Raw genomic sequence first — 12,574 nt, 5'->3', positions numbered from 1 at the left:
TGCCTACTTCACGTCTGTCAATTACTGCTGCGCGCCTTCTACTGCTTCGCGCGCCAGTTTAGTGATGCGATCCCAGTCGCCCGCTTCCATCGCGTCTGCCGGTACCAGCCAGGAGCCGCCGATGCACAGCACGCTTTTCAGCGCCAGGTAATCACGATAGTTAGCCGGGGTGATGCCGCCGGTCGGGCAGAAACGCACCTGAGAGAACGGGCCAGCAATGGCCTGTAGCGCTTTAGTACCGCCGTTGGCTTCTGCCGGGAAGAATTTGAACTCTTTCAGGCCGTAATCCATACCCAGCATCAGTTCAGAAACGGTGCTGATACCCGGGATCAACGGGATGGAGCCTTCGGTTGCGGCTTTCAGCAACGGCTCGGTCAGACCCGGGCTGATGGCGAACTGCGCACCCGCTTCAGTCACTTCCGCCAGTTGAGCCGCGTTGATCACGGTGCCCGCACCGATAATCGCGTCCGGCACTTCTTTAGCGATGGCGCGGATAGCGTCCATGGCACAGGGAGTACGCAGGGTCACTTCCAGCACGCGCACACCGCCTGCAATCAGCGCTTTCGCCAGCGGTACGGCATGTTCCAGTTTGTTAATCACAATTACCGGCACAACCGGACCGGATTTCAGGATCTGTTCAGCACTAGTTTTCCAGCTTTTCATCAGAGCATCTCTCTCGCCATAGTGAATTCAGTGAAGCCTTTAAAAACGAATACAGGTTGCGCCCTGCTCGGCGCCGGACAAATTCTCGCGCAATGCGCCGAACATCTCACGGCCGGTGCCCACGCGTTGCGGGCTAAGGTCCGGCTGGAACGGCGCGCGTTGGGCCAGTTCCGCTTCATCGACCAGCAGCGTCAGCTCGCCCGTTTGTCCGTTTACGCGGATCGGGTCGCCATTGCGTACTTTCGCCAGCAAGCCGCCGTCATAAGCTTCTGGCGTGACATGGATGGCAGAAGGCACTTTGCCGGACGCGCCGGAGAGGCGGCCATCGGTCACTAACGCAATTTTGAAACGGCGGTCCAATAATACACCAAGCGGAGGCATAAGTTTATGTAATTCTGGCATCCCGTTAGCTTTTGGCCCCTGATGGCGCACCACTACTACGCAATCTTTCTCCAGAAGGCCCGCTTCGAACGCAGGCAATACGTCATGCTGGCTCTCAAACACTACCGCTGGCGCTTCGATAATCTGGTATTCCAGCGGGACGGCGGAGGTTTTCATCACCGCGCGGCCCAGATTGCCGCTCAGCACTTTCGTACCGCCGTGGGCGGAGAACGGTTTGTCGATGCTGGCAATCACGTCGTTATCCAGCGAGGCTGCTGCGCCGTCGCGCCATTGCAGTTCGCCATTGTTCAGCCAGGGTTCGAGGGTATAGCGTTTTAAGCCGTGGCCCACTACGGTTTCCACATCTTCGTGCAGTAAGCCGCCTTTCAGCAGTTCGCGCATCAGCACCGGTACACCGCCCGCCGCCTGGAAATGGTTGATGTCCGCCGGGCCGTTGGGATACAGACGCGCCAGCAGCGGCACCACGGCGGAAAGATCGGAGAAATCATCCCAGTTAATGATAATGCCCGCCGCCCGCGCCATCGCCACCAGGTGCATGGTGTGGTTGGTCGAGCCGCCGGTCGCCAAAAGCGCGACGATACCGTTGACCACCACTTTTTCGTCGATCATTTTACCAAGCGGCATCCAGCTATTGCCGTTACCGGTCAGACGCGTCACCTGGCGGGCCGCCGCAGCGGTCAACGCTTCACGCAGCGGCGCATCCGGCTGAACAAAAGACGAACCCGGCAATTGCATGCCCATAAATTCCACCACCATCTGGTTGGTGTTGGCGGTGCCGTAAAACGTACAGGTGCCCGGTGCGTGATACGACGCCGCTTCCGACTCCAGCAACGCCATGCGATCGACTTTTCCTTCAGCGTAAAGCTGGCGGATGCGCACTTTTTCTTTATTAGGCAGCCCGCTCGCCATCGGGCCAGACGGCACAAACACCGACGGCAGATGACCAAACGACAGCGCCGCCATCGCCAGGCCCGGGACGATTTTATCGCACACGCCGAGGAACAGTGCACCGTCGAACATATTGTGCGACAAGCCCACGGCAGCGGACATGGCAATCACTTCGCGGCTCAGCAGGGAAAGCTCCATCCCGTCCTGCCCCTGAGTGACCCCATCGCACATGGCCGGGACACCGCCCGCCACCTGGCCGACGGCATTAACCGAGTGCAGCGCTTTGCGGATTTGGTCGGGATAGGTCTCGTACGGCTGATGGGCGGAAAGCATATCGTTGTAGGACGTTATGATGCCGATATTGTTACGCAGCATACTCTTGAGCGCGGCTTTATCTTCCGGCTGGCAGGCGGCGAAGCCGTGGGCCAGGTTGCCGCAGGCTAACTCGGCGCGATGCACGGTTTTGGACTTCGCTGCCTCGATGCGGGAGAGGTAGGCTTCGCGGGTGGCTTTCGAGCGCGCGACAATGCGATTTGTTACCCGTAACATTTCTGGATTCATAACGGTCCTCATCATTTATTTGCATAGGGGGCCTGATTTATTCACCTTTCCGTTACGGCTGATTAACGGCGGACAGGCCCGGCAAGGGCATAATCGTTTCAGTCAGTGTAAATAAAAAAGCCCCGTGGGTGAATCCGCACGGGGCTTTAAAATGCAAAAAAGTATAAACCTGATGCCGCAGATCATGTTACCGGTAAAATAACCCTTAAGGATGAGGGTTCCCGGTTATTCGAACTCATTCCAGGAGCGGCCATCGCGGGTGATCATCGCCACTGATGCCACCGGGCCCCAGGTGCCTGCCTGATACGGTTTCGGCGCGTCGTTATCGGCGGCCCAGGCTTCAGTAATAGAGTCAACCCATTTCCACGCCTCTTCCACTTCATCGCGACGCACGAACAGCGCCTGGATACCACGCATGGTTTCCAGCAACAGGCGCTCGTAGGCGTCCGCCAGATGCGACTCGTTGAAAGTCTCCGAGTAGCTCAGGTCCAGCTTGGTGGTTTGCAGGTTGTGCTTGTGATCCAGGCCAGGCACTTTATTGAGGATCTGAATATCTACACCCTCATCCGGTTGCAGACGAATGGTCAGTTTGTTCTGCGGGAGATCCTGCCAGGAGTCTTTGAACAGGTTCAGCGCCGGGTTCTTGAAGTAAACGACGACTTCAGAACATTTGGTCGGTAAACGCTTGCCGGTACGCAGATAGAACGGCACGCCCGCCCAACGCCAGTTGTCGATGTCCACGCGGATGGCCACGAAGGTCTCGGTGCTGCTGGATTTGTTGGCGCCCTCTTCTTCCAGATAGCCCGGCACTTTCTGGCCCTGGGCAAAGCCTGCGGTGTACTGCCCGCGCACGGTTTTTTCACGTACATTGCTGCGGTCGATGCGGCGCAGGGATTGCAGCACTTTCACTTTTTCATCGCGGATATGGTCCGCAGTCAGGTCGGACGGCGGCGACATGGCAATCATGCACAGGATTTGCAGCAGGTGGTTCTGGATCATATCGCGCATCTGGCCCGCCTGGTCGAAATACCCCCAGCGTCCTTCAATGCCCACCTCTTCCGCCACGGTAATTTCCACGTGATCGATGGTGCGGTTGTCCCAGTTATTGGCGAACAGGGAATTGGCGAAGCGCAGCGCCAGCAGGTTGAGCACCGTCTCTTTTCCCAGATAGTGGTCGATACGGTAAACCTGGCACTCTTCAAAATACTCGCCCACCTGGTCATTAATTTCGCGGGAGGTGTCCAGCGAGGTGCCGAGCGGTTTTTCCATCACTACGCGCGCCGGTTTGGCGTTGAGTTTGGCTTCGCCCAGCCCTTTGCAGATTGCGCCGAAAGTGCTTGGCGGCATGGCAAAGTAATTAATGGTGACGCGGTTTTGCTGGTCAAGCAGTTTGCCGAGACGGGTAAACGCGGCGGTATCATTAACGTCGAGATTGCAGAAGTCGAGGCGGCTGCTGAGTTTGTCCCAGAGTCCTTCGTTGATCTTCTCTTTCATGAAGGTTTCTAACGCTTCACGAACGATTTTGGTATAGGTCTCTTTATCCCAGTCCGCGCGGCCAACCCCAAGAATGCGAGTGTCAGGATGGATTTGGCCTGCTTTTTCCAGCTGGTACAGTGAAGGCAGCAGTTTTCGACGCGCCAGGTCGCCCTTTGCGCCGAAAATGACCAGGTCACATGCCTGGGCTGTTTGCGTTACCGCCATGTCATTCTCCTCGTTTGAATGATCCTGGTTCTGAGCCAGGCTATCTGTAATTTTCTTACACCGCACTCTACTGCTTTTAACCGGTTTCTGAAACCTTTCTGCGTTAACGCCACTATACCGGGTTTTGGCGTGCCGCTTTTTCCGTATGGTGCCTGCATCCTGCTCTGTTTTTACACAATGAAACCGCTTAACAAAATCAGACACGGATCAAGGTATGAAAAAAAACAACGACATTTTTGGTCATTTGTCTCTTCCCGTGAGTGCTCAGGAGTATATTCTTGCTAATTCGCTTTCCGGTTTCATCACTTTTAGAAATCGCTTTTTTCCATGAGTTAATGATAAATCATGAATATGCTGGAAAAAATCCAGTCGCAACTGGAACAATTAAGCAAATCTGAACGCAAAGTCGCTGAAGTGATCCTCACCTCTCCCTCGCGGGCCATTCACCTCAGTATCGCCCGTCTGGCGAACATTGCCGACGTAAGCGAGCCGACGGTCAACCGATTCTGCCGTAGCCTTGACACCAAAGGTTTCCCCGATTTTAAACTCCATCTGGCGCAAAGTCTGGCGAACGGCACCCCGTATGTGAACCGCAACGTCGATGAAGATGATAGCGTTGAAGCCTATACCGGGAAAATTTTCGAATCTGCCATGGCGAGCCTCGATCACGTGCGCCAATCGCTGGATATGAACGCGGTCAACCGCGCGGTAGACCTGCTCACCCAGGCAAAACGCATTGCCTTTTTCGGGCTCGGTTCGTCAGCGGCGGTGGCTCACGACGCCATGAACAAATTTTTCCGCTTCAATGTACCGGTGATCTATTCCGATGACATCGTGGTACAACGCATGAGCTGTATGAATTGTAGCGCCGACGATGTGGTGGTGCTGATTTCCCATACCGGGCGCACTAAAAATCTGGTGGAACTGGCGCAGTTGGCGCGTGAAAACGATGCCATGGTGTTAGCGATTACCTCCGTCGGCACGCCCCTTGCCCGGGAAGCGACACTTGCATTATTGCTGGATGTTCCAGAAGATACGGATATTTACATGCCGATGGTATCCCGTTTGGCCCAGCTTACGTTGATTGACGTGCTTGCAACCGGTTTCACGTTGCGGCGCGGGGCGAAATTCAGGGATAACTTGAAGCGAGTCAAGGAAGCGTTGAAGGAATCGCGGTTTGATAAGGAACTGTACGTTCCTGACAACAAATAGCCTTGTTGAGATAAGAAAGCTGTACTTATAAAACCATTCGGCCAGGGTTTTGGCTGCGCCAGCTGGCGTGCCCGCCTGCCGAGTTTATGTTCACGCAACACCAAAGTTGTTTCAGTCAACGGAGTATTACATGTCCAGACGGCTTCGCAGAACCAAAATCGTTACCACGTTAGGCCCGGCAACGGATCGTGACAATAACCTGGAAAAGGTGATTACCGCCGGCGCTAACGTTGTACGAATGAATTTCTCCCACGGCACTCCTGAAGACCACAAATTACGTGCAGATAAAGTCCGCGAAATCGCGGCCAAACTGGGTCGTCACGTCGCCATCCTGGGTGACCTCCAGGGCCCTAAAATTCGTGTATCGACCTTCAAAGAAGGCAAAGTATTCCTCAATATCGGCGACAAATTCCTGCTCGACGCCAACCTGGGTAAAGGTGAAGGCGATAAAGAAAAAGTCGGTATCGACTACAAAGGCCTGCCCGCTGACGTGGTGCCGGGCGACATCCTGCTGCTCGACGATGGTCGCGTGCAGTTAAAAGTCCTGGAAGTCCAGGGCATGAAAGTGTTTACCGAAGTCACCGTTGGTGGCCCGCTGTCCAACAACAAGGGCATCAACAAACTCGGCGGCGGCCTGTCGGCTGAAGCGCTGACTGAAAAAGACAAAGCCGATATCCTCACTGCCGCACAGATCGGGGTGGATTATCTGGCGGTCTCCTTCCCGCGCTGCGGCGAAGACCTGAACTATGCGCGCCGTTTAGCACGTGACGCGGGCTGTAATGCGAAAATCGTCGCCAAAGTGGAACGTGCGGAAGCGGTATGCGATCTGGACGCGATGGACGATATCATCAACGCGTCTGACGTGGTGATGGTTGCCCGTGGCGACCTGGGCGTAGAAATCGGCGACCCGGAGCTGGTGGGTATCCAGAAAACCCTGATCCGCCGCGCCCGTAAGCTGAACCGCGCGGTGATCACCGCCACCCAGATGATGGAGTCGATGATCACGAACCCGATGCCGACCCGTGCGGAAGTGATGGACGTGGCAAACGCCGTGCTCGATGGCACCGATGCGGTGATGCTGTCTGCGGAAACCGCCGCGGGCCAGTACCCGGCGGAAACCGTGGCGGCGATGGCGCGCGTGTGCCTCGGCGCAGAAAAAATCCCGAGCATCAACGTCTCCAAACACCGTCTGGATGTACAGTTCGATAATGTCGAAGAAGCGATCGCCATGTCCGCCATGTACGCGGCGAACCACCTGAAAGGCGTGACCGCAATCCTGACCATGACCGAATCTGGCCGTACCGCGCTGATGACCTCGCGTATTAGCTCCGGCCTGCCAATTTTCGCTATGTCTCGCCATGAGCACACCCTGAACCTGACGGCGCTGTACCGCGGCGTAACCCCGGTGTACTTCGACAGCGAAAACGAAGGCGTAGCGGCGGCGCACGACGCGGTCACCTTGCTGCGTGATAAAGGCTATCTGGTTTCCGGCGACCTGGTTATCGTCACCCAGGGCGACGTGATGGGTACTATCGGCAGCACTAACACCACCCGTATCCTGACGGTTGAATAATCAAAACCTTCGCTAAACGTTAGGGCTTCCTGAAAAGGAAGCCCTTTTTTATTTCAACGAATTGTCGGCCTCATTGCTTACCACACTTAAAATTTGTGACCCACATCGCAAATTTCATCCCTGCGGGACGTCTGTCAAAATGCCGTGAAAACAACGGCCTGTGACTATCATCGTTGTGACATGAATATGACAAATGTCACAAATTCACAATCAGGTCACTATTTTTAAGAAAATGTCTCTTTTTTGCTATACAAACCCTGAACGGAACCGTGAAAGATAGAGGCAACGCCTTTGATCAACAGCCCCGGCGGGCTTCAGGAGTCAAATAATATGGAGATAACCTGGCAATGCGAACTCAGCGAGGGCATCCACGCCAGGCCAGCCGGGCATATCGCGCGTTTGTGCAACGCATTTCAGGCCGATATCCGCTGGCATAACCGCCGTTCCGGGCTGGATGGCAGCGCCAAAAGCGCACTGTCGCTGGTAGCCACCGATACCTTACCGGGCGATAACTGCCGAATAACGCTTGAAGGACCCGACGCGCCGGCCGCCGCAGCCCAGCTTATTGAACTGCTAAAAAACCTGCCCGTTTTCGCCGCCGTTCTGGAACCCGCCAGCGGCCCCATGACCGGTGTTCTCCCCCGCTGTTTACAGGAGCTGCACCCCGACTACCTGCAAGGCACCCGCGTCAGCGCCGGTATCGCCATTGCCAGGCCCGTGGTGATGCAGGGATTGACGTTTGATGAGCTGATGGCGCGCAACCCTGGCGATCTCGACACGCCAGATAACGAAAAGCGGCGGCTAAGCGAGGGGTTGAACGCGCTGCGCATGGAACTGGAAGCGGCGCTGGGCACCACCCACGGCATTGCGCGCGACCTGACGGAAGCCCACCTGGCGTACATTACCGACCGCGCATTTTGGGACGCGATGGTCGACCATATCGATAACCGCATGAACGGGTGGTCGGCGATTATTTCCGCCGCGCGGGATTTCAGCGCTGTGTTTGAGCGCTCCGCCAGCCACTATATCCAGGAGCGAACGCTGGATATTCTGGATATTGCCACCCAACTGCTGAGCGCCCTGTACGGCGCGCCATCGTTGATGCAGCCACATCTGGCGCTGACCCAGCCGTCGCTCCTGTTCGCCACCACCCTGACGCCCAGCCAGTTTATCGCCATCGATAAACAGCATCTGGCGGGGCTGGTGCTGGCATCAACCGGTAAAACCTCACACACCGCAATCCTGGCACGTTCGATGGGCATCCCGACGCTGGCGGATATCGATTTTTCAGCGATCGATTTTACCGCGCCGCGCGACATGGTGCTGGATGGCGAACCGGGGATTTTGATTGCCGACGCGGGTGAAAAAGTCCTGCGCTATTACCGCCATGAGACTCAGGTGCTGCGGCAAACGCGCCAGCCGCTTACCGATCGCGCATTAATTACGCCGGACGTGATCCAGTGGGGTCTGGACGCGCAGGATAAAAACGAAGTGATTAAAAAGATGGTGGACAATTTGTGGCTGCTCCAGCGTACCGATTCGCGGGAGGCGCTTTGCCAGGATATCTGGGCCAGGGAAGTGCCCTTCCCCACCGTCGTCGGCTCCGGGTTTGCTATTCCTCATGCGCAAACCGACGCCATTAACGCCTCCACCATCAGCGTCGCCGCCCTCAGCCAGCCGGTGGCCTGGGGCGATGTGCAGGTGGACACGGTATTTATGCTGACCATCAGCCGGTCTGCGGCGCGCAACGAACATATGAAGTACTTTTCTACCCTTGCGCGGCTGCTGATGGATGATGAATTCGTTGCGCAGATCCAGAAGACCGCAACGCCAGCCGCGCTGTACCAGCTGATTTTTAACGCGCTGGCGCTCTAGCGCGCCGACACCGGTAACGAGGCGGAAATGTTAAAACAATTAAAAAACACCAAACGACATTTTATGACCGGCGTGTCATACATGATCCCCTTTGTGGTGGCGGGCGGCGTGCTGTTGGCGCTGGCAGTGATGTTTAACGACCATGCCGCCATTCCTGACAGCGGCTTCCTGAAGGCGATGTCGCAAATCGGTCTCGCCGGGCTGACGCTGTTTATTCCCATCCTCGCCGGGTTTATCGCCTGGTCGATGGTGGATAAACCCGGCCTTGCCCCCGGCGCAATTGGCGGGCTGATGGCGTACCAGATGGGGGCCGGATTCTTAGGCGGGATGCTGGCTGGCATCATTGCCGGGCTGATTGTCTGGCTGCTGCTGAGCCTGATCGCGCGGTTAAACGTTCCGGGCTTTCTCAGGATGATGCTGCCGATTTTTATTATTCCGCTGGTCGGGACCTTTATCACCGGGATGGCGGTTTACTACATTATCGGCGACCCGGTTGCCGGGCTGATGAAGTGGCTGAGCGCGTGGCTGGGCAACATGCAGGGGGCGTCGTTTATCATTCTCGGCACCATTTTAGGCTGCATGATCGCCGTCGATATGGGCGGCCCACTCAACAAAACCGCCTTCTTTTTTGCCGTCGCCCTGATCTCCACCAACCCACAACTGATGGCGGCCGTGGCGGCAGCCGACTGCACGCCGCCGCTGGGGCTGGCGCTGGCGACCTTTTTATTCAAAGGCATTTTTAATGACGTTGAGCGTGAAGCCGGGAAACCGGCGGTAATTATGGGCGTGATGGGTATCACCGAGGGCGCTATCCCGTTTGCCGCCGCTGACCCGGTACGGGTTATCCCGGCGATCATGACCGGCAGCGCGGTGGCGGCGGTGCTGTCGCTGTGGTTCGGTGCCACCAATGCCGCGCCCTGGGGCGGGCTTATCGTGCTGCCGGTGGTGGGCAACCATTTTGGCTACATCGTCTCGGTGATCGCCGGTACCGTTACCACTGCGGTAATGGTGAAGGTGCTGAAAACCGTGATCAAACCACAAGAGTAACGGGAGCAGTCAGCGAATGGGCGCATTTATCCAGTCGATTTTAAGCGAGTTCAGCACCCAGTGCTCCACCACGGAGAGTGTGCTGGTGGCCAGCGGCAACGCGCAGCCGCCAGCGATGGCTTATCACCTCCACGTTCCGCGCATTGAGCTGGTGGTGAAAGGCGCGCTGACGATGCTGCTGCCCAAAGGCACTGACCGCGTGATTAAATGCACCCGGCCGGTGGGAACAATTACCTATATCCCCGCCAATAGCTGGAACTCCCCCCAGTGGGAAAGCCCGGTGATCTGTATGTCGATCGTTTTCTGGAAACAGGATGTGGGTTTCAGCATCAGCAACTGGGACGGCACCCGCTTTAAAGAAGTGGAAAAGTTTAACCTGCAAAACTCCAGCAGTACGGTGCGTGACCGGCTGCTGGAACTGGCGGAATCGCTGGCATGGGCGCAGGATCAAACCGGCGAAACGTTTGCCCATGTTGTTTATGCGCTGCTCAACGATCTGCTGTACCAGATCACCGAGGGGATGAACAACCACAAGGGCACCTTCTCGCTGCTGGATGAGATCAAAAGCCATCTCGACACGCATTACCAGATGGAGATCAACCGGGAGAGCGTTGCGGAGACCTTTAATATTTCCCCCGGTTATTTGTCGCGGCTGTTTTCCCGCGAATCAGAGAGTAAATTTAACGAGTACCTGAAGTTAGTCCGGATTTCGCGTTCAAAAACACTGCTGACCAATACCAACCTGAAAATCAATGAGATATCAGAGAAATGCGGTTTCACCGATACCAACTATTTCTGCAAGGTGTTCCGGGATATTAATGATTGTACGCCGCTTGAATACCGGCGTAAGAACAAGGGAGCTAGCCAATAATGGCCCGTATAACAAAAGAAGACGTGCAGCCCTTCTCCAGCGATCGCAACCTGCAAATCGTGGCGGTCACCGCCTGCGCGACCGGCGTGGCGCACACTTATATGGCCGCCGAGCAGTTGGAAAAGCTGGCGAAAGCCTACCGTTTCTCGATCAAGATTGAGACCCAGGGCGTGCTGGGGCTGAAGAATCCCATCACCGAGAAAGATATTATTCATACCGAGCTGGTGATCATCGCCTCGGACATCACTATCGACAACCCGTCGCGCTTTGAAGGTTGCCGGGTGTTGAATGTGTGCATTAACTCGCTGTTGCTGAAACCCACAGAGGTCATTTCGGCGATTCGCAAGTCGTTAAACCTGCCGCGCGGCACCGTTATCGACCTGTAAGTGCGTAAATTTCCTCGATCCTCGCGCCGCCGTGCTGTTCAAGAAATTCCAGTACGCGTCGCGGCGAGGCATTGAGGATTTGCGCCTCGGGGAAGTCCGTTTCTTCCAGCACATGCCAGCAGGCGCTAAAGTCACCCAGCGAAAACGCGCTGTGGGCGTCGGTGCCCAGCGAGATCATCCCGCCGCTGTCGCGCACGGCCTTGACGATTTTCCGGCAGTTGGCCTCACTCCCCTTTCTTGAGTGCATAAACGAGGCGTTATTGACCTCCAGCGCCACGTTATAGGTTTTTGCCGCTTCAACGACCGCCGGAATATCAATCAGGTATTCGGGATTGCCCGGATGGCTAATGATATGCACCTTGCCGCTGGCGATAACGGCGATCAGCGCATCGGTATGGGCCACGATATCGGCGGGCGCAAACACCTGTTTATGGAATCCGGCGATGATGAGATCCAGCGCGGCGCGCATTTTATCACTACAGTCGGTTTCGCCGTTGGCTTTGATATTGGCCTCAATGCCGCGCAAAATCCCGACGCCTTCCACCACGCGCGGCAGAATGCGCTGATTGGTAAAGTGAAACGCGTGCGGCGCATCGACCATTTCCGGGCCGTGATCGGTGATCGCAATCAGGCGGAGATTTTTGCGGGCGGCGGCAGCAATATATTCCTGAACCGTACTGTAGGCATGGGTGCTGGCAACGGTGTGCATATGCAGATCGACGCGGTACATGGTAAGTCCTCCAGGGTAAAACCGGCCCCGAATGAGAGGGGCCGTAAAAGTCAGGCCAGTAGCGCGTTAGCCTGCTGGATCACCGCGTCCACGGTGATACCGAACGCCTCATAAAGCTGTTCCGCTGGCGCAGACTCGCCGTAGCTATGCATACCGACAACCGCGCCGTTCAGGCCGACGTATTTGTACCAGTAGTCGGTGATACCCGCCTCAACCGCCACCCGCGCGGTGACGGCCTGCGGCAGCACCGATTCGCGCCAGGCGGCGTCCTGCTGGTCGAACGCGTCTGTAGACGGCATCGACACCACCCGAACGTTTACGCCTTGTTCAGCCAACTGTTCCCAGGCCTCTACTGCCAGTTCCACTTCCGAGCCGGTGGCGATCAGGATCAGCTGCGGCTGGCCGTTGCAGTCCCTGAGCACATAGCCCCCGCGTGAGATATCCTGGATTTGCTGCCAGGTGCGTTCCTGCTGGGTCAGATTCTGGCGCGAAAAAATCAGCGCCGTCGGGCCGTCCTGACGCGCCACGGCGTATTTCCATGCCACGGCGGATTCAACCTGGTCGCAGGGCCGCCAGGTGCTGAGATTCGGCGTCAGGCGCAGCGATGCTATCTGCTCTACCGGCTGGTGGGTCGGGCCGTCTTCACCCAGGCCGATGGAGTCATG

11 protein-coding genes are annotated in these 12,574 nt (G+C 56.6%); 6 read left to right on the top strand and 5 right to left on the bottom strand.

Features of this window, described 5'->3' with window-relative positions; genetic code table 11:
* Window positions 1–21: 21 nt before the first annotated feature.
* From RT120_RS20965 to zwf, 3 genes are all read right to left on the bottom strand, one after another.
* Window positions 22–663 (bottom strand): bifunctional 4-hydroxy-2-oxoglutarate aldolase/2-dehydro-3-deoxy-phosphogluconate aldolase, encoded by a 642-nt coding sequence (locus RT120_RS20965; RefSeq protein WP_002462902.1) that lies wholly within the window; start codon window positions 661–663, stop codon window positions 22–24.
* 39 nt (window positions 664–702) lie between these two features.
* Entirely contained in the window at window positions 703–2,514 is a 1,812-nt protein-coding gene (edd, locus tag RT120_RS20960; RefSeq protein ID WP_312985733.1) for a phosphogluconate dehydratase, read from the bottom strand.
* A gap of 225 nt (window positions 2,515–2,739) precedes the next feature.
* A complete protein-coding gene (zwf, locus tag RT120_RS20955; protein ID WP_312985731.1) occupies window positions 2,740–4,215 on the bottom strand; it encodes a glucose-6-phosphate dehydrogenase in 1,476 nt (491 codons plus the stop codon).
* Window positions 4,216–4,560: 345 nt separating this feature from the next.
* Between zwf and RT120_RS20950 the strand changes: the two genes are divergently transcribed.
* The 6 genes from RT120_RS20950 (at window position 4,561) to RT120_RS20925 (ending at window position 11,179) form a co-directional block, all read left to right on the top strand.
* Window positions 4,561–5,427, top strand: a complete 867-nt coding sequence (locus RT120_RS20950) for a MurR/RpiR family transcriptional regulator (RefSeq protein ID WP_312985729.1) — start codon at window positions 4,561–4,563, stop codon at window positions 5,425–5,427.
* Between the two features lie 130 nt (window positions 5,428–5,557).
* Window positions 5,558–7,000 carry a pyruvate kinase gene (pyk, locus tag RT120_RS20945; protein WP_125291916.1) on the top strand — a complete coding sequence of 481 codons (1,443 nt, stop codon included), beginning with the start codon at window positions 5,558–5,560 and terminating at the stop codon, window positions 6,998–7,000.
* A 330-nt stretch (window positions 7,001–7,330) separates the two neighbouring features.
* Entirely contained in the window at window positions 7,331–8,875 is a 1,545-nt protein-coding gene (locus RT120_RS20940) for a PTS sugar transporter subunit IIA (RefSeq protein ID WP_312985726.1), read from the top strand.
* Window positions 8,876–8,902: 27 nt separating this feature from the next.
* Window positions 8,903–9,922, top strand: a complete 1,020-nt coding sequence (locus RT120_RS20935; protein WP_312985724.1) for a fructose-specific PTS transporter subunit EIIC — start codon at window positions 8,903–8,905, stop codon at window positions 9,920–9,922.
* Window positions 9,923–9,938: 16 nt separating this feature from the next.
* Entirely contained in the window at window positions 9,939–10,793 is an 855-nt protein-coding gene (locus tag RT120_RS20930; RefSeq protein WP_312985722.1) for an AraC family transcriptional regulator, read from the top strand.
* A complete protein-coding gene (locus RT120_RS20925) occupies window positions 10,793–11,179 on the top strand; it encodes a PTS fructose transporter subunit IIB (protein ID WP_312985720.1) in 387 nt (128 codons plus the stop codon). The genes RT120_RS20930 and RT120_RS20925 overlap by 1 nt, the downstream gene beginning before the upstream one ends.
* Here the strand turns inward: RT120_RS20925 and RT120_RS20920 are convergent.
* Together RT120_RS20920 and RT120_RS20915 are read right to left on the bottom strand one after the other, a co-directional pair.
* The gene (locus tag RT120_RS20920; protein WP_312985718.1) at window positions 11,166–11,909 is read right to left on the bottom strand and encodes a phosphatase; all 744 of its coding nucleotides are present in this window, start codon (window positions 11,907–11,909) and stop codon (window positions 11,166–11,168) included. The two genes, RT120_RS20925 and RT120_RS20920, sit on opposite strands and share 14 nt — an antisense overlap.
* Window positions 11,910–11,959: 50 nt before the next feature.
* Window positions 11,960–12,574 (bottom strand): transketolase-like TK C-terminal-containing protein (locus RT120_RS20915; protein WP_312985716.1); only part of this gene is annotated, 615 nt, incomplete at its 5' end.

This window comes from Atlantibacter sp., from assembly GCF_032062175.1.
GTDB lineage: Bacteria > Pseudomonadota > Gammaproteobacteria > Enterobacterales > Enterobacteriaceae > Atlantibacter.
The sequence above is the reverse complement of the archived record's forward strand: the minus strand, read 5'-3'. Positions and strand labels throughout refer to the sequence as shown.